Source organism: Kribbella sp. CA-245084 (assembly GCF_050942355.1).
Lineage (GTDB): Bacteria > Actinomycetota > Actinomycetes > Propionibacteriales > Kribbellaceae > Kribbella.
In genome coordinates this window covers 6696562-6722656 of the sequence record NZ_CP192053.1, presented here as the reverse complement: position 1 = coordinate 6722656, position 26095 = coordinate 6696562, and the positions used below count along the sequence as shown (strand labels likewise).

Annotated in this window: 25 protein-coding genes; 9 read left to right on the top strand and 16 right to left on the bottom strand. The window is 68.3% G+C overall.

The features are described from left to right. Nucleotides 1-29: 29 nt before the first annotated feature. From ACQPYH_RS31945 to ACQPYH_RS31930, 4 genes are all read left to right on the top strand, one after another. Nucleotides 30-2006 carry a protein meaA gene (locus ACQPYH_RS31945; RefSeq protein WP_432878925.1) on the top strand — a complete coding sequence of 659 codons (1977 nt, stop codon included), beginning with the start codon at nucleotides 30-32 and terminating at the stop codon, nucleotides 2004-2006. Between the two features lie 68 nt (nucleotides 2007-2074). Then, nucleotides 2075-2848, top strand: a complete 774-nt coding sequence (locus ACQPYH_RS31940) for an aldo/keto reductase (protein WP_432878924.1) — start codon at nucleotides 2075-2077, stop codon at nucleotides 2846-2848. Continuing rightward, nucleotides 2836-3855, top strand: coding sequence for a Dyp-type peroxidase (locus ACQPYH_RS31935; protein WP_432878923.1), 1020 nt, complete (start codon nucleotides 2836-2838; stop codon nucleotides 3853-3855). The genes ACQPYH_RS31940 and ACQPYH_RS31935 overlap by 13 nt, the downstream gene beginning before the upstream one ends. Continuing rightward, nucleotides 3852-4655, top strand: coding sequence for a family 1 encapsulin nanocompartment shell protein (locus ACQPYH_RS31930; protein WP_432878922.1), 804 nt, complete (start codon nucleotides 3852-3854; stop codon nucleotides 4653-4655). Before ACQPYH_RS31935 ends, ACQPYH_RS31930 begins: the two co-directional genes overlap by 4 nt. Before the next feature lie 10 nt (nucleotides 4656-4665). On the opposite strand, the gene ACQPYH_RS31925 is transcribed toward ACQPYH_RS31930, so the two are convergent. From ACQPYH_RS31925 to ACQPYH_RS31905, 5 genes are all read right to left on the bottom strand, one after another. Next, nucleotides 4666-5016, bottom strand: coding sequence for a DUF488 domain-containing protein (locus ACQPYH_RS31925; protein ID WP_432878919.1), 351 nt, complete (start codon nucleotides 5014-5016; stop codon nucleotides 4666-4668). 21 nt (nucleotides 5017-5037) lie between these two features. Then, entirely contained in the window at nucleotides 5038-6324 is a 1287-nt protein-coding gene (locus ACQPYH_RS31920) for an MFS transporter (RefSeq protein WP_432878917.1), read from the bottom strand. Then, nucleotides 6321-7517, bottom strand: a complete 1197-nt coding sequence (locus tag ACQPYH_RS31915; protein ID WP_432878913.1) for an amidohydrolase — start codon at nucleotides 7515-7517, stop codon at nucleotides 6321-6323. Before ACQPYH_RS31915 ends, ACQPYH_RS31920 begins: the two co-directional genes overlap by 4 nt. 62 nt (nucleotides 7518-7579) lie before the next feature. After that, complete coding sequence (locus tag ACQPYH_RS31910) at nucleotides 7580-8218, bottom strand: GntR family transcriptional regulator (protein WP_130448716.1); 639 nt, start codon at nucleotides 8216-8218, stop codon at nucleotides 7580-7582. Between the two features lie 95 nt (nucleotides 8219-8313). Then, nucleotides 8314-8802, bottom strand: a complete 489-nt coding sequence (locus ACQPYH_RS31905) for a pyridoxamine 5'-phosphate oxidase family protein (RefSeq protein WP_432878897.1) — start codon at nucleotides 8800-8802, stop codon at nucleotides 8314-8316. A gap of 84 nt (nucleotides 8803-8886) precedes the next feature. On the opposite strand from ACQPYH_RS31905, the gene ACQPYH_RS31900 reads away from it, so the two are divergent. Further along, nucleotides 8887-10779 carry a hypothetical protein gene (locus ACQPYH_RS31900; protein ID WP_432878895.1) on the top strand — a complete coding sequence of 631 codons (1893 nt, stop codon included), beginning with the start codon at nucleotides 8887-8889 and terminating at the stop codon, nucleotides 10777-10779. 82 nt (nucleotides 10780-10861) lie between these two features. On the opposite strand, the gene ACQPYH_RS31895 is transcribed toward ACQPYH_RS31900, so the two are convergent. After that, nucleotides 10862-11587, bottom strand: coding sequence for an SDR family NAD(P)-dependent oxidoreductase (locus tag ACQPYH_RS31895; protein WP_432878892.1), 726 nt, complete (start codon nucleotides 11585-11587; stop codon nucleotides 10862-10864). Nucleotides 11588-11746: 159 nt separating this feature from the next. Here ACQPYH_RS31895 and ACQPYH_RS31890 point away from each other — a divergent pair, with 159 nt between their 5' ends. After that, the gene (locus ACQPYH_RS31890; protein WP_432878889.1) at nucleotides 11747-12733 is read left to right on the top strand and encodes a sigma-70 family RNA polymerase sigma factor; all 987 of its coding nucleotides are present in this window, start codon (nucleotides 11747-11749) and stop codon (nucleotides 12731-12733) included. On the opposite strand, the gene ACQPYH_RS31885 is transcribed toward ACQPYH_RS31890, so the two are convergent. From ACQPYH_RS31885 to ACQPYH_RS31875, 3 genes are all read right to left on the bottom strand, one after another. Then, the gene (locus ACQPYH_RS31885) at nucleotides 12730-13443 is read right to left on the bottom strand and encodes an isocitrate lyase/PEP mutase family protein (RefSeq protein WP_432878887.1); all 714 of its coding nucleotides are present in this window, start codon (nucleotides 13441-13443) and stop codon (nucleotides 12730-12732) included. The two genes, ACQPYH_RS31890 and ACQPYH_RS31885, sit on opposite strands and share 4 nt — an antisense overlap. A gap of 13 nt (nucleotides 13444-13456) precedes the next feature. Next, a complete protein-coding gene (locus ACQPYH_RS31880) occupies nucleotides 13457-13921 on the bottom strand; it encodes a carboxymuconolactone decarboxylase family protein (protein WP_432878885.1) in 465 nt (154 codons plus the stop codon). Between the two features lie 67 nt (nucleotides 13922-13988). Next, on the bottom strand, nucleotides 13989-14663 hold the full coding sequence (locus ACQPYH_RS31875) for a TetR/AcrR family transcriptional regulator C-terminal domain-containing protein (RefSeq protein ID WP_432878882.1): 675 nt from the start codon (nucleotides 14661-14663) through the stop codon (nucleotides 13989-13991). A 75-nt stretch (nucleotides 14664-14738) separates the two neighbouring features. On the opposite strand from ACQPYH_RS31875, the gene ACQPYH_RS31870 reads away from it, so the two are divergent. Next, on the top strand, nucleotides 14739-15707 hold the full coding sequence (locus tag ACQPYH_RS31870; RefSeq protein ID WP_432878879.1) for an NAD(P)-dependent alcohol dehydrogenase: 969 nt from the start codon (nucleotides 14739-14741) through the stop codon (nucleotides 15705-15707). 29 nt (nucleotides 15708-15736) lie between these two features. Further along, nucleotides 15737-17134: a PLP-dependent aminotransferase family protein gene (locus ACQPYH_RS31865; protein ID WP_432878876.1), complete on the top strand. Its 1398-nt coding sequence runs from the start codon at nucleotides 15737-15739 to the stop codon at nucleotides 17132-17134. On the opposite strand, the gene mmuM is transcribed toward ACQPYH_RS31865, so the two are convergent. The 7 genes from mmuM to ACQPYH_RS31830 all read right to left on the bottom strand — a co-directional run bounded on the left by mmuM (nucleotide 17102) and on the right by ACQPYH_RS31830 (nucleotide 24341). Continuing rightward, nucleotides 17102-17986 carry a homocysteine S-methyltransferase gene (mmuM, locus tag ACQPYH_RS31860; RefSeq protein ID WP_432878874.1) on the bottom strand — a complete coding sequence of 295 codons (885 nt, stop codon included), beginning with the start codon at nucleotides 17984-17986 and terminating at the stop codon, nucleotides 17102-17104. The genes ACQPYH_RS31865 and mmuM overlap by 33 nt on opposite strands. Then, nucleotides 17970-18896 (bottom strand): FAD-dependent oxidoreductase, encoded by a 927-nt coding sequence (locus ACQPYH_RS31855; protein WP_432878872.1) that lies wholly within the window; start codon nucleotides 18894-18896, stop codon nucleotides 17970-17972. Before ACQPYH_RS31855 ends, mmuM begins: the two co-directional genes overlap by 17 nt. 259 nt (nucleotides 18897-19155) lie before the next feature. Then, nucleotides 19156-20250, bottom strand: a complete 1095-nt coding sequence (locus ACQPYH_RS31850) for an esterase-like activity of phytase family protein (RefSeq protein WP_432878869.1) — start codon at nucleotides 20248-20250, stop codon at nucleotides 19156-19158. A gap of 70 nt (nucleotides 20251-20320) precedes the next feature. After that, entirely contained in the window at nucleotides 20321-21145 is an 825-nt protein-coding gene (locus ACQPYH_RS31845; RefSeq protein ID WP_432878866.1) for a M55 family metallopeptidase, read from the bottom strand. 10 nt (nucleotides 21146-21155) lie between these two features. Then, entirely contained in the window at nucleotides 21156-22475 is a 1320-nt protein-coding gene (locus ACQPYH_RS31840; protein WP_432878863.1) for an enolase C-terminal domain-like protein, read from the bottom strand. Then, entirely contained in the window at nucleotides 22472-23398 is a 927-nt protein-coding gene (kdgD, locus tag ACQPYH_RS31835) for a 5-dehydro-4-deoxyglucarate dehydratase (protein ID WP_432878860.1), read from the bottom strand. Before kdgD ends, ACQPYH_RS31840 begins: the two co-directional genes overlap by 4 nt. 52 nt (nucleotides 23399-23450) lie before the next feature. Continuing rightward, a complete protein-coding gene (locus ACQPYH_RS31830) occupies nucleotides 23451-24341 on the bottom strand; it encodes a LysR substrate-binding domain-containing protein (protein WP_432878857.1) in 891 nt (296 codons plus the stop codon). A 72-nt stretch (nucleotides 24342-24413) separates the two neighbouring features. On the opposite strand from ACQPYH_RS31830, the gene ACQPYH_RS31825 reads away from it, so the two are divergent. After that, nucleotides 24414-25763, top strand: coding sequence for a glucarate dehydratase family protein (locus ACQPYH_RS31825; protein ID WP_432878854.1), 1350 nt, complete (start codon nucleotides 24414-24416; stop codon nucleotides 25761-25763). Nucleotides 25764-26095: the final 332 nt, after the last annotated feature.

Genomic DNA, 26095 nt, shown 5'->3' with positions numbered 1-26095 from the left:
CAAGGGCACACAGTCCTACTCTCGGGTACATGGCGACCTCGGATCGACCCTGGGTGATGCGCACGTACGCGGGCCACTCGTCCGCGGCTGAGTCCAACGCGTTGTTCCGCCGGAACCTCGCGAAGGGGCAGACCGGGCTGTCGGTCGCGTTCGACCTGCCGACGCAGACCGGGTACGACGCCGATCATCCGCTGGCGAAGGGTGAGGTCGGGAAGGTCGGCGTACCGGTTGCTCATCTCGGCGACGTCCGGGCGCTGTTCGACCAGATCCCGCTCGCGCAGATGAACACCTCGATGACGATCAACGCGACCGCGATGTGGTTGCTCGCGCTGTACCAGGTCGCGGCGCAGGAGCAGGGCGCGCTGCCGTCCGAGCTGACCGGGACCACCCAGAACGACATCGTCAAGGAGTACCTGTCGCGTGGGACGTACGCGTTCCCGCCGGATGCGTCGCTGCGGCTGACGACCGACGTGATCGCGTACACGGTCGCGCAGATGCCGAAGTGGAACCCGATCAACATCTGCAGCTACCACCTGCAGGAGGCGGGTGCGACGCCGGTGCAGGAGTTGGCGTTCGCGCTGTCAACGGCCACCGCCGTACTCGATCGGGTCCGCGACGGCGGGCAGGTGCCGCCGGAGCGGTTCGGGGACGTCGTCCAGCGGATCTCGTTCTTCGTGAACGCCGGCGTGCGGTTCATCGAGGAGACGTGCAAGATGCGCGCGTTCGTACAGCTGTGGGACGCATTGACGCTGGAGCGGTACGGCGTGACGGATCCGAAGGCGCGGCGGCTGCGGTACGGCGTACAGGTGAACTCGCTCGGGTTGACCGAGGCACAGCCGGAGAACAACGTCCAGCGGATCGTGCTCGAGATGCTCGGCGTCACGCTGTCGAAGAACGCGCGGGCGCGGGCGGTGCAGCTGCCGGCGTGGAACGAGGCGCTCGGGCTGCCGCGGCCGTGGGACCAGCAGTGGTCGCTGCGGATGCAGCAGGTGCTGGCTTATGAGAGCGACTTGCTCGAGTACGACGACATCTTCGACGGATCGCACGTGATCGAGGCGAAGGTGGCGTCGCTGGTCGAGGGCGCGCGCGAGGAGATCGACCGCGTGCAGGCGATGGGCGGTGCGGTCGCGGCGGTCGAGAGCGGGTACCTGAAGCAGGCGCTCGTCGCGTCACATGCCGAACGTCGTCAGCGGATCGAGTCCGGCGAGCAGGTCGTGATCGGCGTGAACCGTTTCGAGAACACCGAGCCGTCGCCGCTGACCGCCGACCTCGACACCGCGATCCAGACCGTCGACCCGGCGGCCGAGTCCGCCGCGCTGTCGTCATTGCAGAGCTGGCGTGCCTCCCGCGACGCGTCTGCCGTTGAGGTCGCTTTAGGCAAGCTGCGGGCGGCCGCCAAGACGACCGACAACCTCATGCCGGTCACGCTCGAGTGCGCTCGCGCCGGTGTGACGACGGGGGAGTGGGCCGGGGTCCTCCGGGAGATGTACGGCGAGTACCGCGCGCCGACCGGCGTGTCCGGGTCGGTCGGAGTCTCTGCGGGCGGAGCCCAGATCGCGGCCGTCCGCGCGAAGGTCACGGAAACGTCCGAGGAACTCGGTGGCCGCCTCCGCCTCCTGGTTGGCAAGCCCGGCTTGGACGGTCACTCGAACGGCGCCGAACAGGTCGCCGTCCGCGCCCGCGACGTCGGCTTCGAGGTCATCTACCAAGGCATCCGCCTCACCCCTGAACAGATCGTCGCCGCGGCCGTATCCGAGGACGTCCACTGCGTAGGCCTCTCCATCCTCTCCGGCTCCCACATGGAGCTGGTCCCGCAGGTGGTAGCCGGCCTCCGCGAGGCAGGCCTGGAGGACGTCCCCGTAGTTGTCGGCGGCATCGTCCCCGACGCCGACGCCAAGTCCCTCCGCACCGCCGGCGTCGCCGCCATCTACACCCCGAAGGACTACGACCTCACCGGCATGATGGCCGACGTCGTCCAAGTAATCCGCCACGCCAACAAGCTGTAGGTCGCGCGTGGTAGAAGAAGTACATGACCGTGACGACTCGTAAGCTCTCGAATGGAACTGAGATCCCGATGTTTGGGTTGGGGGTCTGGCAGGTTGACGACGGTGCGCAGACTGAGCGCGCTGTCACCTGGGCGCTCGAGGCCGGTTACCGGCTGATCGACACGGCTCAGGCGTACGGGAACGAGGCCAGCGTCGGGAAGGCGATCCGCGAGAGCGGCGTACCGCGGGAAGAGATCTTCCTGACGACGAAGTTCTACCCGGGCGGCAAGGATGCGCGGGTCGAGGCGGAGAAGAGCCTCGAGCGGCTCGGCACGGAGTACCTCGACCTGTACTTGATCCACTGGCCGCAGGGCGGGCCGACCTGGGCGTGGCCGGGCATGGAGGCTGCGGTCGAGGCCGGTCTGACCAAGGGCATCGGCATCTCGAACTTCGGCGCCGACGAGATCCAGCAGCTCTCGAAGGTCGCCAACATCCAGCCCGCCGTGAACCAGATCCAGTTCAGCCCGTTCGAGTACCGCGCCGCGCTGGTCGCCGCCGGTGAAGGGGCCGGTGTTGTCTCGCAGGCCTACAGCCCGCTCGGCACCGGCCGCCACCTCGACGGCCCGGCCCTCGCCCGGATCGCGGAGTCCACCGGCCACACCCCGGCGCAGGTCCTGATCCGCTGGGCGATCCAGAAGGGGCTCTCGGTCATCCCGAAGTCCGTCCACCAGGACCGGATCGTCGAGAACTTCAACGTCTTCGACTTCGAGCTGGACGACGCCGCGGTGGCCGACCTCGACGCGCTGGACACCACGCATCAGACCGCGGACGCGCTGTCCAGCAGCGGGAAGTGGTGGTCCTGATTCAGGAGGTACTGCGTGAGCCCGCGAAGGCGGCGGTCTTCCTGGTGCTCGCCGTACGTCCCGGATCCGAGGACACCGCGCGGGCCCTGCTGGAGGACGTCGCCGGGCTCACGCGTGCCGTCGGGTTCCGCGCGCCGGACGACCAGTTGAGCTGCATCGTCGGGATCGGCGCATCCGCGTGGAGCCGGCTGTACCGTGCGCCGGCTCCGCGCGAGCTGCATCCCTTCCGGGCGTTGTCCGGCGCGAAGCACAGCGCGCCGGCGACGCACGGCGACCTGCTGTTCCACTTCCGCGCTCGCCGCCTCGACCTGTGTTTCGAGCTCGCCCGCCAGGTGATGGCCCGGCTGGCCGGGCACGTGAAGGTGCTCGACGAGGTACAGGGCTTCAAGTACTTCGATGAGCGCGACCTGCTCGGCTTCGTCGACGGCACCGAGAACCCGACCGGATCCAAGGCGGTCGCCGCGATCACGGTCGGCGACGAGGACCCGGCGTACGCCGGCGGCAGCTATGTCGTCGTACAGAAGTATCTGCACGACCTCGACGCCTGGCAGGCGCTGCCGGTCGCCGAGCAGGAGCGCGTGATCGGCCGGGAGAAGATCAGCGACTTCGAGCTGTCCGACGCCGACAAGCCGGCCAACTCGCACGTCGCGGCCACCACAATCGTGGACCCGGACGGCACCGAGCGGCAGATCGTCCGCGAGAACATGGCCTTCGGCTCGCCCGGGGCGGCCGAGTTCGGCACGTATTTCATCGGGTACGCCGCCACGCCGGACGTGATCGAGCGGATGCTGCACCGGATGTTCGTCGGTGAGCCGCCCGGGAACCACGATCGGATCCTTGACTTCTCGACCGCGGTCACCGGCAGTCTGTTCTTCGTGCCGACCGCGGAGTTCCTCGAAGACCCGTCGCCTGCACCCACTACTCCCGCATCCACTCCGGCCACGCCCGCAACGAATACCGCGGACGGGTCGCTGGGTATCGGCAGCCTCAGAAGGAGTCGCACATGACGAACAACCTGCACCGCGAGCTGGCCCCGGTCTCGGACGCCGCCTGGGGCGAGATCGAGGAGGAGGCTCGCCGTACCTTCACCCGCGACATCGCCGGGCGCCGGGTGGTCGACCTGGTCGGCCCGTCCGGACCCGAGCTGTCCTCGGTCGGCACCGGCCATCTCGAGACGGTCGAGGCGCCGGGCGACGGCGTGATCGCGCACCGGCGGCTGTCCCAGCCGGTCATCGAGCTGCGTGTCCCGTTCACTGTCACCCGGGCGGCCGTCGACGACGTGGAGCGCGGCGCGAAGGACTCCGACTGGCAGCCGGTCAAGGACGCCGCGAAGCAGATCGCGTACGCCGAGGACCACCTGGTCTTCCACGGCTCCGGCGCCGCCGGGATCGAGGGTCTCGCGCCGAGCAGCTCGAACGCCGTACTCGCGCTGCCGTCCGACGCGAAGGATCTGCCCGACTCGGTGGCCCAAGCTCTCAGCGTCCTGCGACTGGCCGGGGTGGACGGGCCGTACAGCTTGTTGCTGTCCGCCGACCTGTACACCGCGGTCGCCGAGACGACGGACCACGGCTACCCGATCCGCGATCACCTCGCCCGGCTCGTCGGCGACGGCGAGATCATCTGGGCGCCGGCTCTCGAAGGCGCCCTGCTGGTGTCGACGCGCGGTGGTGACTACGAGCTGCATCTCGGCCAGGACCTGTCGATCGGCTACCTGTCCCACGACGCCGACACCGTCGAGCTGTACCTGCAGGAGTCGCTGACCTTCCTCGCCCTGACGTCGGAGTCCAGCGTCGTACTGCGCGGCTGATCTGCTTTTCTCAGGAGTCGAGGAGTTCGGCGAGGACGGCTGCCTGGCTGATTGCGAAGTCCTTCGTTGCGGTGAGGAGTGTCAGGGTGCCGTTCTCAGCTAGCTCGCGTAGCTGGCTGAGAGCGGCAGCGCGGACGGGATCGTCGAGCTCGGTGCGATACCGGCTCGCGAACTCGTCGTACCGGGTCGGGTCGTGTCCGTACCACTCGCGCAGTTCTGTCGACGGGGCAACGTCCTTGCACCAGTCGTCGATCCGCGCCTTCGATCGGCTGAGCCCGCGCGGCCACAGCCGATCGACGAGCACCCGCTGCCCGCCGTCGTCCTCCACCGGGTCGTAGACCCGCCGAACCCTTACCGCCATCAGCCCTCCTTCAGAGGAAGCTCACGGAGTCACGGTAGTGCGTTCGGTGCTGTCCTTGGTGCTGTGGTCGCCCCTGTGGTCGCCGCCGTAGCGGAGGAGTCGCGGCGTCCAGATGCCGAGGGCAGCGACCGTAACGACAAGCAGGACGGCGCTGACGAACGTGGTGATGTCGACGCCGTAGCGCTCGGCGAAGGCGCCGAGCACCAGGGACGCCGCAGGCATGATGCCGATGGCAAGCTCCTGGACGCCCAGCGCGCGGCCGTGAAGGGATTCGGGCGTCGTCATCAGGAGCAGAGTGGTTTGCAGTACGCCGAACGCCGCGCTCATCACACCGATCGCGGCCATCAGGACGAACGAGGCGATCACGCTGTGGGACAGACCGAACATGCCCCAGAGCGTGCCCCACACCGCCGTGCCGACAACGAACAGGCCGCCCTTGAAGCGGAAGTCGCCCAGCCAAGCGATCACCAGCGAGCCGGCCAGACCTCCGACGCCGGCGCAGGTGAGGAGCCAGCCGAGGCCGGCAGCGTCGAGGCCGAGTGACTCTTGCGCGAAGACCGGTATGAAGCCCTGCGCGACCGGCCACAGCAGAGTGTTCGCGGCCAGGGTGATGAGGAGAACGGTGGCGGCGAGCCGGTTCCGGGCGATCTCGCGCAGGCCGCTCGTCACCATCCGGACCGCCGATTCGGTGTGCCCACCGACCACCTGGACGTACCGCCGCAACGGCAGCAGCGTGACCAGAGAAATGGCATACCAAAATGTCGAGACCCACAGCGCGGCCGGCGCACCGAGCCCGGTGATCATCAGCCCGCCGATCGCCGGCCCGATCACCTGCGTCATGTTCAGCGCCATCGAGTTGAGCGCGTTCGCGTTGCTGAGGTTCTGACGCCCGACCAGGTCGAGCACGAGCGAGGCGCGCGCCGGTTGCGATGGGGACTGCGCGAGCCCGATCGCGAACCCGCCGAGCACCAGCACCCAGTACGTCGCCCGCCCGAGCGACGCCAGCGTGGCAACGGCACTGACCGCGACGAGCGCCCACGAGGCCGCGATGATCAGCAGCCGGACCCGGTTGTGCCGATCCGCGAACGCCCCCGCGAACGGCCCGAGCAGCAAGGGAGCCAGCCGCACGGCCGTGAACACCGCGACGAGAAAGTCGGAGTGCGTGGTCTGATATGCGAGCCAGCCGAGCACGAGCGTTTGCGTCCACACGCCACCGAAGAAGAACAGATTCGAGAACCAGAACAGGCGAAACGCGCGGTTGTCCCGCAGCGAGCCAAGCGTCCGCTCGACGACAGAGTTGGTACTCACACCTGGAGTTCGCCGTCGCGTACGACGACCTGCCCGCCGGCGACGACCAGCTCACGACGCGGCGCACGAACGAGCACATCCGGCACGTTCTCGGCATCGAGCAGGACGACGTCAGCGCGAGCTCCCGGCGTGAGCCCGTAGTTCTCGCGATGGACGAACGAGGCGCCGTACGTCGTCGCGAGCTCGATCGCGTACGTGAGGTCCTCGTCGGCGCGCAGCCCGTGCAGCCGCGCGAACTGGCGAGCAACCTGCAACAGGTCGCCATCGCCGTACGGCGACCACAGATCGCGGATGCCGTCGGTGCCGAGGCCGATCGCGACGCCCGCCGTACGCATCTCGCGCCAGGGCAGCGGCGCCGAGTTGATCGGCGCGACCGTCGTCCACGAGATCCCGGCCTCGCCGAGTTGGTCTACCATTTCGGCCCGTCGCGCCGGGGCCAGCTCGCCGAGGGCGAAGCCGTGGGACACGTTGACCTTGCCGCTGAGCCCGGCCTGCCGGGTGCGCTCGATGATCAGCTCGTACTGGAACGCGCCGAGGTCGCCGCGGTCGTGCAGATGGATGTCGATCCCGACCTCACGCCGCGCCGCGATCTCGAACAACGCGTCGAGTTGGCCGACCGGGTCGCGGTCGATCGACGCCGGGTCTAGTCCGCCGATGCTGGTGGCGCCCTCGGCCGCGGCCTTGTCCAGCAGCTCGAGTACGCCGGGACGCCGCAGTACGCCGTCCTGGGGGAACGCGACGATCTCCACCTCGACCGCGCCGCCGAGCGCGTCGGCCGCCTCGAGCACGTTCGCGATCCCCTGCAGCCCGACGCCGAGGTCGACGTCGACGTGCGTGCGGGTGGCCGTCGTCCCGTGCCGCAAGAACTCACGCAGTACTGCGGTGGCGCCCGCGACGCTCGGGATCCCGTACTTGCCGCGCTCGGCACGCTCGTGGGCGATCCGCCCCTGGGTCGTCGGCTCGCCGCCGTACGAGACCCATGGCTGGCCCCACCAGCTCTTGTCCACGTGAGCGTGCGCGTTGACGAAGCCCGGGAGCGCGAGAAGACCGCGACCGTCGACGATCTGCTGCTGCTGCTCTGCCGCCGCCCGGTGTCCGCTCGGAGTGATGTCCGTGATCACACCATCGGCGATCACGAGGTCGACCGGGTCACCGCCCCACGGGCGCACGTCAGCAAGCAGAAAGGGGGTCATGACAAGAATGGTATACCAAATTGACCCCACGGCCGACGGCCGTGCCAGCGCCCGGCCGACCGTCAATCCATGCCGCGGCTGAACCGGAACAGGACCTGCGACTGGGCCAGGTGGTCGCTCGCCAGCCGCTCGGCTTGGTCGACATCGCGGTTCGCGATCGCCCTGTACAGCTCCAGGTGCTGACCGGCGACCGCGATCAGGTCGTCGTGCTGAGTCAGCAGCCAGCGCATCCGGCTGCGCAGCGGGCGCTCGATCTCGATCAGGAGCTCGTTCGAGGCCAGTTCGGTGACGATCTCGTGGAAGTCGGCTGCCTTCCGCCGGGCGACCACGGCGTCCTTCGCGCGTGCAGCCACAAGCTGTTCGTCCAAAGTCTTTCTGAGCCGATCGAGCCCTTCGCGGGTGCGCCGCTCGGCCGCCAGCCGGAACGTCAGCGGCTCGAATGCGGTCCGCACCTCGGTCAGATCGGCGATGTCGGAATCGGTGAACGTGCGCACGACCGACCAGGACCGCGGTCGCGGCGTCACCAGTCCTTCGCTCACCAGCACCTTCAGCGCCTCGCGGACAGGCACTCGGCTAACATCGAGTGCGGTCGCCAGTTCTCGCTCGACCAACCGCTCACCGGGTGGTCGGACGCCGTCGAGGATCTCGTCCCGCAGCTGCCGCGTGACCCGCTCGGTCTCGGACTCCCGACTGTCGCTCATCGACGTCTCCTGGGTTTGGTATACCATTGCCCAAGCATGCCGTACTCCACCGACAATGTCTGACAGGGTCCGACCGGGCCCGGCTCGGGCCGTGATCAGCCGGCGCTCTTCTCCTTGATCAGGTCCTCGACGGCCTTCGGGATCGTGGTCTCGAAGTCGAGCAGCTTGGCCCAGGTCGGCGTGATCGTGATGACGACCATCTCGTCGTACAGGCTCTGGACGCCGGCGGCCCAGTCCGGGTACTGCTCGTCGGTCATCACCTTGTGGCCGGCTGTCAGGTAGCCCTCCGGGACGCCCGGGACCAGCTCCAGCGAGGCGGTGCCGCGGATCAGCAGGGCCTTGGGCGGGAACGCGCCGGTGTCGATCGTCAGCGCGACCTTCGGGTTCTTGCGGAGCGCCGCGACCTTGGCGGACTTGGGCACCGTGGCGATCAGGAGTTGCTCGCCCTCGACCCAGAAGCCGATCGGGATGACGCGCGGGTCGCCGTCCAGGCCGTCGTACGCGAAACGCGCCGGCTCGGGGCCGTTGAGGAGCTGCTGGGCGTACGGCCTGGCGAGGATCTCGGCGATCTGCTGCTTGTTCACTGGAGTCAACCTTTCGCGTGAGCGTGTTCTCATCAGGGGGACGGAGCCGCAGAACGGTTCTCGACATCGATAGGTTGGCGAATCGTGGAAAGTTTCGGATTCGGTCAGAGCGAGAGTCTGAGTCACGGCCAGGGCGAGGTCCGGGTCGGCGACGACGGGGCGGTCGTGCAGGTGCTGCACCCGGACGGTCGGCGAGTGCTGCTGGACGACGGGGTCGTGCACGACAGTCTGCATGCCTGGGGCAAGGGATTCGTGATCACGAATCGTGCGGCATACCGTTTCGACAACCCCGCGTTCACCCGGTGGCGGAGCAGCGGCATCGACCTGATGTACCAGTTCGGCGAGCTGGAGCTCCGCGTCGGCCGCCGGTTCGGCGAGCACTGGACCGAGACGTACGAGCTCCGCAACACGAGCACTGAGTCCATCGAGATCGGCTCCCTCGCGATCAGTACGCCGTACCGCGACGTCTACACCTCCAGCCGCGAGAGCCTCACGGGCGCCGTCCACGCGCACGTCTGGACCGGCGGCGCGGACGCGTGGGTCTGGGCGGTGCCGATGGACGGCAACGGACCGGGTCTCGGCCTGCAGCTGAAGGAAGGCGAGCTCTGGGCGTACTCCGTCGAGTCCCGCGAGCCCGGCACGAGCAGCAACATCCGCGGGCACATCTACCTTCACGTCACCGACCACGCCCGCGCACCCCACGCGATGGGAGGCCAGCCGGCCATCACGCTCGAGCCCGGCGCCTCGTACCGGTGGACCTGGCAGCTCGGTTGGTATACCGATCTGCCCGCCTTCCACGCGGATCGTCGACCACTCATCGGAGCAGACCGCCTGGCAGCCGAGATCTCCGAGCCGATCCAGCTCCACGACGGCCGCGAGCTCACCGCCACCGAGCCCGGCCTGCAGTACGTCGAATCACCCGACGGCAGGTCCCGGATCGCCGTCCTCTTCCACGAACCACTCCAGCAGCTGGCCGAGCGGCGCGTCCGCTTCATCCTCGACCACCAACGCCGCCCCGAGCTGGAAGGCAGCCGCAAGTACGCCTTCGTGCCGTACGACAACGACAGCGGCCTTACCGTGCTCTCGAGCGCCTGGCGGGACTGGTCGGACGCGCGCGAACGAGTCGGGATGGCCCTGCTCCTGCAGGAGGTTCGCGACCGCGGTTGGGGCGACCTCGCCGAGTTGGACGAGGCGCTCAACGGGTACGAGCAGTTCGTCCGCGAGTACCTACTCGATGACGCCGGCACGATCCAGGACGACAGCGTCCACCAGAGCGCCGTACGTCTCTACAACTTCCCGTGGTTCGCGCGCTTCCTGCTCGGCCAGGGCGACCGCGCCGGCGCCACCTGCATCCTCAACCGGTACTACGAACTCGGCGGCGACCACTTCCTCGCGTTCGACCTCGGCCCGCTCCTCAGCGAGCTCGGCCTCCACGAGCACCTGATCCGGCATACCAAAACCTTCATCGGGTACGGCGACGAGCTGCCGCCGCACGAGGTCAACTACGAGCAGTCGATGGTTGCCCCGCTCCTCGAGCTGCTCGTTTCGGCATACCAAATCGCGCCGGACGAGATCGACGGCGCCGAGCTGACCCGCCGCCTACCCTGGCTGACCGCGTTCGCCGCAGACCAACCCGACGTACGGCTGCGGCATGTTCCGATCCGGCACTGGGACGGCTACTGGTTCGGCCGGCTGCGGCTGTGGGGCGACGTCTTCCCGCACTACTGGTCGGCGCTGAGCGCGGTCGTGTACGCCGCCTGGCCGCGCGAACTCGTCACGCCCGAACAGGCCGATTGGCTCGACCGGGCCGAAGACGCGATCCTCCGCGCGAACCTGGTCAGCTTCAACGCGGACGGATCGGCGACCTGCGCATTCGTCTACCCGAGCTGCGTCAACGGCCAGCCCGCGCACATCGCCGACCCCCTCGCGAACGACCAGGACTGGGCCCTCGTCTACGCCCTGCGCCTACTCAACTGAGGAGCACCGCTCAGCCAATGAGCGCCGCTCAGCCGATGAGTGCCGCTCAGCCAATCAGTGCTGCTCAGCCAATCAGTGCTGCTCAGCCCAGCAGTGCTGCTCGGCCGATGAGCGCCGCATTCTGACGCTCAAGAGCCTTCACCGAGCCGCCCGCCCAGCTCGGAGCCAGCATCGCCGACAACGGATCCGGGAAGATCTCCTCGTCCCCGGCCGCGACCCCGTCGAAGATCGCCCGAGCGACCGACTCCGGTGACGCCTTCGGTACGTCGAGATCCCGCGACATCTCGGTATCCGTCGGCCCGGTCAGCACGGCATGCACCCGCACACCGTGCGGCGCGAGCAACGCACGCTGCGACTGCGTGAGCGAGAACGCCGCCGCCTTCGAGATCGAGTACGCCGGGATCATCGGCAGCGACGCGAGCGCCGCCACCGACAACACGTTGACGATCGCGCCCTTCGACTCGACGAGCTGCGGCAGGAACGCCGACGTCATGGCATGCGGCCCGAAGAGATTGACGGCCAGGTGCTGCTCCAGCAGGGCGCGGTCCGAGAGGTTGTCGTACGCCGCCAGACCGGCGTTGTTGACCAGGACATCGAGCGATTCGACGCTCTTCGCCGCCGCCTCGATCTGGGCCTGGTCGGTCACGTCCAGGCTCAGGTACGTCACCCGTTCATCCGGATGGGTGAGCGCGACCCGCGTTCCGGCGTACACGCGCTTGGCGCCGCGGCGCAGGGCTTCCTCGACCAGGGCACGTCCGATGCCTCGATTGGCGCCGGTGATCAGGACAGTGCGGTTCTCGATCGACATGATGTTGTCTCCGTTCGGTCGTCACAGTGCTTGCACAGGAGACAGACAGCACCGACGACCGGAACTGCTCGCTCCGCGACCGATCAGTTCAGGCCGGCGCCGGTGTCACAACCAGCGCGAGGATTTCAGTGCTAGAAAGATTGGCGACGGAGGTAACTCATGCCGGACGACCTGCTCCAGCGTGCGCGGGAAGGTGACCGGGAGGCATTCGCGGCGCTGGTCGAGCCGCATCGCCGGGAGCTCCAACTGCACTGCTACCGCATGCTCGGATCGTTGCAGGACGCCGAGGACGCACTGCAGGAAACGTTGCTCTCGGCATGGATCGGCCTGAGCGGATTCGAGGGCCGGTCGTCCGTCCGCACCTGGCTCTACCGCATCGCAACCAACCGATGCCTGAACGTACTCCGGTCGTCGTCGCGCCGACCGTTGCCGACGGCACCGCTCCCGGTCCCGGCGCCGGAGCCGTACCGCTCGGGCGAAGTGCTGTGGCTGCAGCCCTATCCCGATGTCCTCCTGGATGGCATACCAGACCAGCTGCCCGGCCCGGAGGCGCGATACGAGTCGCGCGAGGCGATCTCGCTCGCCTTCGTCACCGCAGTACAGCTGCTCCCGCCGAATCAGCGCGCGGTGTTGTTGCTGCGCGACGTACTGGGCTATCGAGCCAGCGAGACCGCGGAGCTGCTCGGTCTGACTGAGGCCGCGGTCAACAGCGCGCTTGCTCGCGCTCGGTCGACGATGGACTCGGCCGATCGACCATCAACTGCGGGCGGGGCAGAGGAGCGGGAGTTGGCCGACCGGTTCGTCGAGGCGTTCACCGCGCAGGACGTCGATGCGCTGGTCGCGCTGATGACCAGCGACGCGTGGGTGCGGATGCCGCCGCTGCCGTTCGAGTACCACGGCACCGAGGCCGCGCACCGATTCTTCACCGCACTCGTTGCGCACCGGCGGCTGATCGCGGCGATGGTGCCGGTCGGCGCGAACGGTCAGCCGGCCTGGGGCGAGTACATCCGTGATCCGGTCACCGGCGGCCTCCACCTGATCGGGGTGGTCGTGATCGGCATCGCCGGCGACCGGATCCACGAGATCGTCCACTTCGAAACCACGGTCGCGTCGTACTTCGGTCTACCACGCACGCTCGAGGGCTAGCCCAAAGTCGGCAGTAGCTCCTGCAGCTTGGTCATCAGGTACGCATGCACGCTCGTCCCGTAGGAGATCCGCGTCGCACCCACCGCCGCAAGCTCGGAAGGAGTAGGCCCACCCGGCGAAGCGTGCGCGTTGATCGGTCCGCCAACGCCCTCGACCACCTCAGCCAATTGGTATACCGGCGCGAGGATCGGATAGACGCAGTCGACACCGGCGCGACGGTACTCACGACCGCGGCGTACCGCTTCGGCGACCGGATCGTCAACCGGCCGGACGAACGTGTCCACCCGCGCGTTGATCACCAGCTCAGCCCCCGCGGCGGCGCGGACTTCGGCCAGGTAGTCGGCCTGCTTCGCCGCCTCGACAAGCCCGCCGTCGAGCGAGTCCTCCAGGTTGCAACCGACCGCGCCGGTCTCGAGCAACCTCTCCGCGAACTCCTTCGCCGGCAGCCCGTACCCGGCCTCCATGTCCGCCGTGACAGGTACGTCGACCGCGCGGACGATCTTGGCGACCGCGCTGAACATCGTCGCCGGTGGGGTCAGCTGCCCGTCGTCGTACCCGAGGACGCGGGCGACCGCCCCGCTGCTGGTCGCAACAGCGGGGAAGCCGGCCTCGGCGATCAGTCGGGCGCTCACCGGATCCCAGGCGTTCGGGAGGATGAGGGGAGTGCCGCCGTGGTGCAGTGCTCTGAACAACTCTGCAGTCTGTGTCATAGGGGGTACGACCTCACGGCTTGTAGTGGCCGGGCTCCATTTTCCCGGTCACTCCGACCCGGGTCCACATGTTGATCGTGATGATCAGTGCGATCAGCTGCGCCAGGTCCTTCTCGTCGAAGGCCGCGGCCGCGATCTCGTACACGTCGTCGGGCACGTGGTCGACGCTGATCAGCGTGATCGCCTCGGTCAGCTGCAGCGCGGCCTTCTCCTGCTCGGTGTAGTACTTCTGCGCCTCCCGCCAGACCGGGAGCAGCGTGATCCGCTGCTGCTGCTCCGCGCCGAACTCCATCAGGTCGAGCGAGTGCATGTCGGTGCAGTATGCGCAGCCGTTGATCTGCGAGGCCCGGATCCGGACCAGGTGCGCCAGCTTCGGGTCCAGCCCGGTGTCGGACACCTTGTCCAGCTCGATCAGGGCCTTGTAGAAGTCGGGTGCCAGGTTGGCGAGCTTCACTCGCCGCGTCGTCGATGTGCTCATGTCTTCAACCTAGGTCCGAATCGGCCCAGACGCGTGGTCCACTTCCGTGGAGAATCCGGGGGCCACTTCAGCCGGTCGAGGTGAGCAATCGGGCGAGTCCGTCGAGGATCAGCTCGAGTCCGAAGTCGAACTCGTCACCGAAGTCGTAGCCGGGCTTGAGGTAGTAGTCGGTGGCCATCGCGACCAGATGGGGATAGTTGCCAGCGGCAAACTGCTCCATGATCGGTACGGCGACATCCCCCACCGTCTCGGGACCTTCGAAGGGCAGCCCGGCCTCCTGGAGCGCGAAGCCGTACGTGTAGCTGTCGATCAGCGCGTACGCGTGAGCGGTCAGCGCCTGCGAGAAGCCGGCCGCGCGAAGGGTCGCGATGACCGCGTCATGATGCTGCAACGTCGCCGGGCCGGGGGTCGTTCGCGATTCCATCAACCCGATCGCCCAGCGGTGCCGTCGCAGGACGTTCCGCGCCGAGGTCGCCCGCCGGCGCAGCTCGACCCGCCAGTCGCCGTCGGCCGACGGCAGCTCGATCTCGCTGAAGACGAAGTCGACGATGCTGTCGAGGATCTCGTCCTTGTTGGCCACGTGGTAGTAGACCGACATCGGCTTCGCGTCCAGCGCGCGGGCGAGCGAGCGGATCGTGAGGCCGTTGAGCCCGCCCGCGTCGGCCACCTCGACCGCGGCCCGCAGTACCCGCTCTCGGCTGAGTCGTCGGCGTTCGCTCGGCTGTGCCTCGGCGGATTCCATGCTCGGACTCTAGCAGTTTCGTACTTAGTACGTTATGGTCATTCGTACTTAGTACGAAACCAGGGGGATGATGAGATGCGAGCGATCGTTCAAGACGGCTACGGCTCGGTAGACGTACTCCGCCAGGCGGAGATCGACAGGCCCGAGCCGGGCGCCGACAAGGTTCTGGTCGAGGTCCGGGCAGCCGGCCTCGATCGCGGCACGTGGCACCTGATGACGGGTACGCCGTTCGCCGTGCGCGCTGCCATCGGGCTCCGTCGTCCGCGGAATCCCGTTCTCGGACGAGATGTCGCGGGGATCGTGGCAGCCGTCGGCTCGGCGGTGACGACGTTCGCAGTCGGAGACGAGGTGTACGGCGTTGCGCCCGGCTCGTTCGCGGAGTACGCCGTGGGCCGCGCGGACAAGCTGTCCCGCAAGCCGAAGGGGCTGTCGTTCGAGCAGGCGGCCGTGGTCCCGATCTCCGGGCGCACTGCTCTGCAGGCGTTGACCGCAGCAAGGGTCAAGACGGGCCAGCACGTGCTGATTACCGGGGCGTCCGGCGGCGTCGGCAGCTACGCCGTACAGCTGGCCAAAACCTTGGGGGCAGAGGTCACCGGCGTGGCGAGCAAGCCCAAGCTCGACCTGGTGCGTTCGCTCGGCGCCGACCACGTCATCGACTACACCAACGAGGACTTCGCCGACGGTCCGGATCGCTACGACGTCATCATCGACATCGCGGGCAATCCCACGTTGTCCCGGCTGCGCCGGGTGCTGACACCCACCGGGACGGTTGTCATCACCGGCGGCGAGGACGGGCACGGCCCGACCGGTGGGATGAATCGGCAGTTCCGCGGCCTGATCCTGTCGTTGTTCATCCGACAGCGCTTCCCGTTCTTCATCAGCAACGAGAGTGGCACGGACCTCGAGCAGCTCACCAACCTCATCGAGGCAGGAACCGTCGTACCGACCCTGGACCGGACGTACCTGCTGGACCAGGCGCCGGACGCCATGCGGCACCTCATCGCGGGCGAGGTCCGCGGGAAGGTCGCGATCACCATCAGCTGACTTCTAGTGATTCGGTAAGGTCCGGTCTCATGGAGACCTCGGGGGAGCGGGGGAGTGATGCCGGCGCCGCCGGGGCGGATCTGCATCTGGATCTGGCTGCGGCGCGGGGGCGCAATGAGCTCGTGCATGCCTTGAACGAGTCGATCCGGACGGGGCGGTTGCCGGCCGGGACGCGGTTGCCGTCGTCGCGGTCGCTGGCGAAGGATCTCGGGATCGCGCGGAACACGGTCGCGGACGCGTATGGGCAGCTTGTTGCCGAAGGCTGGCTGACTGCCCGTCAGGGGTCCGGGACCGTGGTCGCGAGCCGTGCCGCCGTACCGTCGATGCCGACTGTTGTGCTGCCGGAAGAGCGGTCATTTCGGTATGACCTGAGGCCCGGGTCGCCGGATGTGGCGACGTTCCCGCGAACGGAGTGGCTGGCGGCGGCTCGGAAGGCGTTGACCTCGGCGCCGAACGAGGCGTTCGGGATGGGCGATCCGCGCGGCCGGATCGAGCTGCGGCGGGTGCTCGCGGACTATCTCGCGCGGGCTCGCGGCGTACGGGCGGATCCGGACCGGATGCTGATCTGCTCGGGGTACGTGCAGGCGGTGAGTCTGCTGGGCGAGGCGATCAAGAACATGGGCGGTACGACGATCGCGGTCGAGGAGTTCGGGTACGGGCTGCATCGGGATGTGATTCGGGCGCGTGGGCTCTCCGCGGTGGCCGTGCCGGTGGACGAGCTGGGCGCGCAGACGTCTCAGCTCGCCGGGCAGGGCGTGTTGCTGACGCCGGCGCACCAGATGCCGACGGGCGTGCCGCTTGCGCCGGAGCGTCGTACCGCTGCTGTCGAGTGGGCGCGGGAGACCGGGGCGGTGCTGATCGAGGACGATTATGACGGCGAGTTCCGGTACGACAGGCAGTCGGTGGGGGCGCTGCAGGCGCTCGATCCGGAGCGGGTTGTCTACACGGGTACGGCGAGCAAGAGCCTCGCGCCGGGCCTGCGACTGGCGTGGATGGTCCTGCCGCAACGCCTGCTCGAGCCGGTCGTCGCCGCGAAGCGCACCGCGGACTACCAGACCGCGACGCTCGAGCAGTTGACCCTCGCCGAATTCATTGCCTCCGGCCACTATGACCGCCATGTACGCCGCTCCCGCCTGCACTACCGCCGCCGCCGCGACCGTCTGGTGGAGCTTCTCGCCGTCCGCGCCCCCAACGTCCAGGTTGCGGGCATCTCCGCCGGTCTCCACGTCCTCCTCGACGTACCCGGCGACGCCGAAGACATGGTCACCCGAGCCGCCCGCCAAGGCCTCGGCCTAGCCAGCCTCTCCACGTACCACTTCAACCCAACCCCCGCCACCCGCCAAGCAGTCATCGTCGGCTACGGCACCCCACCTGACCACGCCTACCCCGGATCCCTAGACCTCCTCTGCCAAGTACTTGGCGTGTAGTTCGCGGATGTCGTCTGGGCCGACGCGGCAGCAGCCGCCGATGTAGGTTGCTCCGGCTGCGGCCCAGTCGCGGGCGAAGGTCGCTGGGGCTGTGCTGTCGCCGACCCAGCCTCGTGCGACCGGGTCCCACGACTCGCCTCGGTTGGGGTAGGCGATGGCGGGCTTGCCGGTAACGGCTACCGCGGTACGGACGGCGGGCAGCACATCGGTCGGCGTGCAGCAGTTGATGCCTATGGCAACCACTTGGTCGATGGCTGGGATGGCGAACGCTTCGTCGAGCGGTTGGCCCGCTCTCGTCGCTCCGCTGTGGATCGAGTACGAGAACCAGGCGGGAAAGTTCAGCTCGGACAGCAACCCGACCAGGACCTCGGCTTCCTGGGTGTCGGGGATTGTTTCGATGGCTAGCAGGTCGGGGCCTGCGTTCATCAGCAGCTCCAACCGCGGGGCGTGGAAGTCCCGCAGCGCAGACGAGGTCACGCCGTACCTCCCGCGGTACTCCGAGCCGTCCGCGAGCATGGCGCCGTAAGGACCGACGGACGCGGCGACCAGCCGCCCCGGGAACTCATCGCGTACCTCCCGCGCGATCCGCACGCTGCTCGCGATCAGCCGCTCCGCCTCGGCTCGCCCGACGCCGGCCCGTTCGAACCCGACCACGCTCGCCTGGTAGCTCGCCGTCGTCGCGACCATCGCCCCGGCTTCGTAGTACGCGCGATGAACCGCCGCGATCTCCGCCGGATCGTCCCTCAGCAGCCGCGCGGACCACAGCGCGTCGGACAGGTCGTGCCCGCGGTCCTCGAGAGCGTTCGACAGACCACCGTCAAGGATGACCAAACCGTCAGAGCCCTTGGACAAGTTCGAAGACCTCGTCCGCGCAACCCCACGACAGCGTCACGCCAGACCCACCGTGCCCGTAGCAGTGGATCACCGGCTCGCCGGGCCGAGTACGCACGAGCTCGCACCGGATCGTCGGCCGAGCAGGACGCAGGCCAACCCGCTGCCGGATGATCTTCGCCTTGCGCAGCTGAGGAACGAGCTCCGCGGCGCGCTCCAGAATCGCCGAGCTGGTCGCAGGATCCACGGCCAGAGTCCAGTCGCCCGGCTGACTGGTCCCGCCAACGACCACATCGTGCTCACGCGGTACGACGTACGTCAGCTCGGTCGGCGACCGATCCGCGAGCAGCCACTCGGTCAGCCCGCACGGCTCGACCGTCATCACCTGACCGCGGACCGGCGTCACCGTCGGATCGCCCGCAGTCAGCCGCGCACCGAGACCGGTGCAGTTGACGACCAGATCGGCCCCGGTCGGCAACGCGGACAGCGCCGCCCGCGTCAGTGTCCCGCCGGCCTGCTCGAGTCGCTTCACCAACGCCGGCAGGTACGCCGGCATGTCGATCACCGGCGCCGTGAACGACCATCCGTCCACGAACCCCTCCGGCGGCGACCCCACCCGGGTGAGATCGGGCAGTACGTCGGCCCACCGCGGATCCGGCGTACGGTCGGTCAGGAACTCGCGCCCGTGCCGCAGCTGCACCGACGGCTCGATCTCCGCCAGCTTCGCGAACTCCTCGTACGACGCCCGCGACCAGCCGGCCACCCGGTCCTCGGGCGCCGACAGGTACGGGTACCAGATCGCGGCCGCCACGGACGACGTCGTCTCCAACGGCAGGTCCCGGGCGAACACCGCCACGTCGTACCCGCCCTCGGCGAGCCGGATGGCACAGCTCAGCCCGATCACGCCCGCCCCGACCACGATCACGCGCATTCACAGATTGTCACCCGCCAAGCGCGATCACGCCACCACCCTGTGCGGAGGGGAGGCGGACCTCCACCACTCACCAACCTGCGGTGAACCGCCGCTCAGCCGTGCTGTCGAGCGTGGCGTGAGCTGCGTCGCGGCGGTTGGTGAGTGGCGCAGGTACGCGGGCCGGATGCCCAGGCCATCACAATCACCGAATCGTGCGCTTGCTCTTCGGTGGCACGCGTGTTTCAGCGCATTGTGATGGCCTGGGGATCCGCCTCGGTCAGTGGAGGTTGACCGCCAGCGAGTAGAAGCGGGTGATCTGGGTGGCGCCGTTGTTGTCGTCGGACATCAGGTACAGCTGGCGCCGCCCGCCCGGCAGGTATCCGCCCAGCGCGAGCGCCTCGACGTTGTCCAGCAGCGGGTTCGGCTGCGGCTGCTTGGCGACCGCGCCGGACGGCGGGCAGTTCACCAGGTCGAACAGCTGCTTCTTCTGCAGGAAGACCTTCTCCGGCGCATCCGCCAGCGACGCCACCTTGGTCACGTCGGTCGCGCGGCGCAGCGACACGGTGAACACGCGGATCGTGTTCCCGACGCCCGCGGTGAACGTCCGCTCCATCGAGACCAGCTCCGTCGGGCTCACCCACGCAAGCTCGACCAGCGCGAGGCCCGGGTCCGGCTTGTAGGCGTACTGCGCGATCGGCCGGTAGGCGTGTCCGGGCAGACCGGCGTACCGGATGATGCGGTTCCGGGTGCGGTTGTTCGCGTCGGTGCCGTCCGGCGCGAGTGGGCCCTCCATGCCGGCGAACAGCGACAGCCCGTCGCGGCTGACCGCGAGCGACTCGAACGTCGCGTTGCTGGTCGCCTCGCCGGCCGGCGCGACCTGGAACCGGCTCGGGACCGGGAGTGACGCGATCTCCTTGCCGTCCGACAGCCGGAAGCGGCGGATCGACGGCTCACGCTCCGAGGTCGCGAGGATGGTGCGGTCGCCGCGCTCGACGACGAGGCCCTCACCGTCGAAGTCGCCACCGTTGTACGGCGTACCGTCCGGGCGCTTGAGGATCGTCATTCCGTCGACGCGGACCGAGGTCGGCTTGCTGTTGACCTTGAGGTTGAACACCCGCGCCGGCGTGGTCCCGACGTTGTCGACCAGCGCGAGCGCGCTGTGCAGCCCGGTGACGTTGAGTGCGGACAGGCCTGCGACCGGCTGTCCGTCGAACGTCGTCTTGTCCAGCGCGTCGCTGAACCCGAGGAAGTTCGCGTCCGGCGAGCACGCGCCGCCGCTACCATCGTGTTCGGCCGGCATCGCCGACGCGGTCAGCGTCGTGGTGAGAGCGGTCAGGACAACTGCTGCGGCAAGCGACTTCTGCCAACGCATTGCGGGCTCCTCGGTCGAGACGACAGCTGCGATCAAAACCTATCCTGCGCAACGGCAGTTGAACGCCCGGTTACTCACTCACTCCGCGGCTCAGCAGCACCGTGGCGATGAAGGTCTTGTACAGCTGCAGCGGATCATCGTTGCGCAGAGCAACAACCTTGTCCTCGCGGCGTTCGACGTTCCGCAGTGCGCAGGCCAGCTCGGCGAACGCCCGGCTGTGGAACCGGACGGTCAGCTCGGCCGGCAGCGTGATGCTCGGCGGCCTGATGTCGCTCAGCCGCGCCAGCGCGCGCCGGGCGCCGTCGTGGATCAGCTCGCGGGCGAGCTCCGGATGCACCGATTTGGCGGCGTTGTGCGAGATCGAGTCCTTGACGACGACCGACTCGATATCCGGGCAGAACGGCTGCGCCTCGTCGATCGTCACCCGGTCGCCCGAGATCAGTACGACGGGAACGCCGTGCGCGAGCGCCACCAGCGCGTTGATGCCGGCCTCGCCGGTGATCGAGCCGTTCAAGCGTACTTCGGCGATCGCGCGCGGGTTGTACGTGTGGTGCAGTACGGAACCCGTCGACCCGGCCGACCCGTGGTACGAGACGAAGAACGCCGCGTCGTACGAATCGTCGAGCCCCTCCATCATGTAGAGCGGCTTGTGCTTCCCGGACAGGTAGCTCGCGCGACCGTGCAGCTCGTCGGGACGCAGGTTCTGCATGGTCGAGTGCGAGTCGTTGACCAGGAACTCCGTACCGCCCGCGGCCATCGCGCCGTCGATCGCGGCGTTGACCTCCGCCTGGAGCTGACCCCGGTAGTACTCGTACTCCTGGCCCGGCCCGCGACACTGACTCCAGTCGACGACGCCCGCCGTACCCTCCATGTCCGTTGACAAGAAGACCCTCATCCTGGCGACACTAGCGCACCATGCAGGGCCGTTTCGGGTCGAAGGTCCAGTCGTTGATCAGGTACTGCATAGCGATCGCGTCGTTGCGTGCGCCGAGCCCGTGCTGGAGGTAGAGCTCGTGCGCGGCGTCCAACGCGTCGCGGTCGAGCTCGACGCCGAGACCGGGGCGCGTGGGTACGGCGATCTCGCCGCCGACGATCTGCAACGGCTCCTTGGTGAGGGCCTGACCGTCCTGCCAGATCCAGTGCGTGTCGAGCGCGGTGATGTCGCCGGGTGCCGCGGCGCCGACCTGCGTGAACATCGCGAGCGAGATGTCGAAGTGGTTGTTCGAGTGCGAACCCCAGGTCAACCCGAAGTCGTCGCAGAGCTGCGCGACCCGCACCGATCCGGCCATCGTCCAGAAGTGCGGGTCGGCCAGCGGGATGTCGACCGCGTCCATCCGGATCGCGTGCGCCAGTTCGCGCCAGTCGGTCGCGATCATGTTGGTCGCCGTCCGCAGTCCGGTATACCGCTTGAACTCGGCCATCGTCTCCCGCCCGGAGAACCCGGGCTCAGCACCGCACGGGTCTTCGACATACGCGAGTACGTCGTTCAGTCCCGCGCAGACTGCGATAGCTTCGCGCACCGACCACGCGCCGTTCGGGTCAACCGTGATCCGTGCCGCCGGGAACCGTTCGTGCAACGCGCGCACCGCGTCGATCTCGACCTGCGCCTCGAACGCGCCGCCCTTCAACTTGAAGTCCGCAAACCCGTACCGCTCCTGAGCAGCCTCTGCCAGGGCAACGACATCCTCTTGGGTGACCGCCGGCCGACGCCTCAGCTGCGACCACGTGTCGTCGCCGCCCTCGGTCACATATGGCAGATCTGTTTGTGCTGCATCCCCGACGTAGAACAAGTACCCCAGCACTGGTACCGCGCTGCGTTGCTGACCGTCACCCAGCAGCTCGGCGATTGGTATACCAAGATGCTGGCCGAGGAGATCGAGCAGAGCCGACTCGAGCCCTGTCACCGCATGAACCGTCGTGCGCAGGTCGAATGTCTGGAGCCCGCGGCCCCCGCTGTCCCGGCCCGCGAAGGTGGTGGAGATGGAGCGGAGCAAGCTCCGATGCTGGCTGAGCTGGTGACCGACCAGGCGGGGCGCCGCGTCGCGGATGGTGGACGCGATCTTCTCCCCGCCCGGTACCTCGCCCAGGCCCGTGTTGCCTGAGCTGTCGGTCACGATCACCACGTTGCGCGTGAAGAACGGCCCGTGCGCGCCGCTCAGGTTGAGCAGCATGCTGTCGTGGCCGGCGACCGGCACGACCTCGACGGACACAACGGTCGGAGTCATTTGACCTTCCCGATCAACTCGGTCAGCTGTGCGAGCTCGTCATCGGTCAGATCCTGCAACGGCGGTCGCACCGGCCCCGCCGACCGACCAATCGCGTTCACGCCGGCCTTCACGATCGAAACGGCGTACCCCTTCGTCCGGTCGCGGATGTCCAAGTACGGCAGCACGAACTCGTTGAGCTTTTGGTATACCGAAGTACGGTCCTGCGCGACCACGTCCGCGTAGAAGCCGAGCGCGAACTCGGGAACGAAGTTGAAGATCGCCGACGAGTACGTGCTGTACCCGAGCTGCAGCAGCGGCAGCGCGAACGTCTCGGCCGTCGGCAGACCGCCGATGTACGTGAGACGCTCACCCACCCGCGCGTACGTCCGCGTCATCATCTCGATGTTGCCGACGCCGTCCTTGAGGCAGACCAGGTTCGGATTCCGCTCGGCGAGCTGAGCGACCGACACGTCGTTGAGGATCGCGTTCGCCCGGCTGTACACGGTCACGCCGAGGCTCGTGCTTTGGCATACCGCCGACACGTGCTCGATCAGACCGCCCTGCCCCGCCTCGGTCAGGTACGGCGGCAGCAGCAGGATCCCGTCTGCCCCCGCGGCCTCGGCGGCCTGCGCTCCCGCGATCGCAGTCGCCGTACCGCCGGTCGCCGGCGCGATCACCGGGACCCGCCCGTTCACCTCGGATACAGCCGCTCGTATGACGGTGTCGATCTCGGCTGTCGTCAGCGAGAAGCCCTCGCCGGTGCCGCCCGCGGCGAACAGACCCGCGACGTCGTACTGGCTCAGCCAGGACAGGTGCTCGCGGTACGCGGCCTCGTTGAAGCTCAGATCCGGGTGGAAATGCGTCACGGGGAACGAGAGCAGCCCGGTCTTCAGCTGCGCGGCGAGTTCGCTGGGGGAGTAGCGGGGGGAATTGTCGGTCACGCTCTTCAGCGTATGAAGAGTCGTGGATACCTGTCCAAGATCGATTTTGGATCTAGTGATGCTCTGGGAGCATCGTGAGCACCCGTCGCAGGACCGGACTGGTCGCGTCCCGCCGCCAGATCGCGTGCAGCTCGACCGGGTCGACGGCGCCGGTGCCATCGAGGTCGAGGTCGAGGTACGCAACGCCCTCCACGCCGAGGCTGCGGGCTGATGCGGGTACGAGCGCGACGCCACGGCCGGCCGCGACCAGCAGGATCACCGTGAGGATCTGCTGCACCCGCTGTTCGATCCGCGGATGCGACTCGGCGAGGAACCGGACCGTCAGCTCGTGGAAGTATCGGGCCTGCGTCGGCGAATAGCTGATCACCTGCTCGCCGGCGAAGTCGCCCGCAGCCAACGGTCGCCCAAGCGCCGCCAGCCGATGGTTGCCGGGGACAACAGCACACAGCGGCTCGCGGTATACCACTCGCGAGTCCAGTAGGTCGGTGTCGAACGGCGGTCGCCCCAGACCGAGATCGAGCTCGCCACGCAGCAGGCCGTCGAGCTGAGCGGGCGTCACCCGCTCGTGCAGGATCACGTCGACGTCCGGCAGTTCCTCGGACATGCGGCGCAGGAGCGGACCGAGCGTACGGATCGCCGAAGTCGCGGTGAAGCCGAGCCGCAGCGTCCCCGCCGCGCCTTGGTCGACCCGTCGCGCGAGATCACCCGCGGTCTCGACCAGCGCAAGGAGCCGGCGAGCTTCGACCAGGAACGCCTGGCCGGCCTCGGTGAGCTCGACCTTGCGGTTGTCGCGCTCGAGCAGTCGCGCCCCGACGGCGCGTTCGAGCTTCTGCACCTGCCGACTCAGCGGCGGCTGAGTCATGTTCAGCCGTTCCGCGGCCCGGCCGAAGTGCAGTTCCTCGGCGACGGCGACGAAGGCGCTCAGTTGATCGAGCGAGAACATGATTCCCGAAAGGTATCACTCGATGCCCTATCGGCCTTGGACACGCATGATCAGCGTTCCTAGGCTCGTCCGATGAGCAAGGTTGCGCGGATCGAACTCACGCCGGTCGCGTTCGCGGATCCGCCGCTGCTCAACGTATCGGGGGTGCACGAACCGTTCGCGCTGCGGACGATCGTGCAGGTGTGGACGGACGACGGGCTGGTCGGACTGGGGGAGACATACGCCTCCGACGACCACCTGGCACGGCTGCGGGCTGTCGCCGACGTACTGCCCGGGCTGGACGTGTCCGACCTGAACGGGCTCCACCGGCGGGTCGGCACCGTGCTCGCGACCGCTGGTATACCAAACCACCAGGACCCCGTCGATGTGGTGATGTCGCCATTCGAGGTCGCGCTACTCGATGCCCAGGGCAAGCAGTTGGGCCGGCCGGTGGTGGACCTACTCGGCGGCGCAGTACGAGACGAGGTGCCGTTCAGCGCGTACCTGTTCTACAAGTGGGCCGGCCATCCAGGGCATCCAGGGCGTTCCGCGCATCCAGGTCAGCCCGGGCATCCGGGGCAGCCGGGGTATCCCGGGCAGCCCGGGTATCCGGGGCAGCCGGGGCAGCCAGGGCAACCCGGGCAGCCTGGGCAAGAGTCGGACTCGTGGGGCGAGGCGCTTGATCCGGACGGGATCGTGCGGCAGGCGCGAACGATGATCGAGCAGTACGGCTTCACGGCGATCAAGGTGAAGGGCGGCGTGTTTCCTCCCGAAGAGGAAGCCGAGGCGGTCCGGGCGCTGGCCGCGGCGTTCCCGGATCACAAGCTGCGGATCGATCCGAACTGCGCGTGGACCGTGGACACCTCGATCCGGCTTGCGCGTGAGCTGTCCGGGATTCTGGAATACCTCGAGGATCCGACGCCGGGGATCGACGGGATGGCGGAGGTCGCGCGGCAGACCGAGATCCCGCTGGCGACGAACATGTGCGTCGTCGCGTTCGCCCATCTGAAGCCGGCCGTCCTCGCGGATGCTGTGCAGGTCGTGTTGTCGGACCATCACTACTGGGGTGGATTGACGCGGTCGCAGCTCCTAGGCGGGATCTGCGACACGTTCGGCCTGGGACTGTCCATGCACTCCAACTCGCACCTCGGCATCAGCCTGGCCGCGATGACGCATCTGGCCGCGGCAACGCCCAACCTCACGTACGCGTGCGACACCCACTACCCGTGGAAGACCGAGGACGTCATCAAGCCCGGCGTACTGTCCTTCGAGTCCGGGAGCGTGCGGGTCCCCACCGCACCCGGGCTCGGCGTCGAGTTGGACGAGAACGCGCTAGGGGAGTTGCACGAGCAGTACCTCCGCTGCGGGATCCGCAAGCGCGACGACACGACGTACATGCGGACCTTCGACCCGACGTTCAGCCCGAACACCGCCCGCTGGTAGCCCCGGGCGACGAGCCCCATCCACGCCGGCGGCCCAGCAGCCGGAGCCCTCCCCGGGCTGGTGGGTCAGCAGCCGACGGCGCTGCGCGGGCTGGTGGGTCTGGAGCCGACGGCGCTGCGCGGGTTGGTGGGTCTGGAGCCGACGGTGCAGCGCGGGTTGGTGGGTCTGCGGCCGGAGTGCTGGGTGGGTTGGTGGGTTTGGGGCCGAGGGTGCTGGGCGGGTTGGTGGGTTTGGGGCCGAGGGTGCTGGGCGGGTTGGTGGGTTTGGGGCCGAGGGTGCTGGGCGGGTTGGTGGGTTTGGGGCCGAGGGTGCTGGGCGGGTTGGTGGGTTTG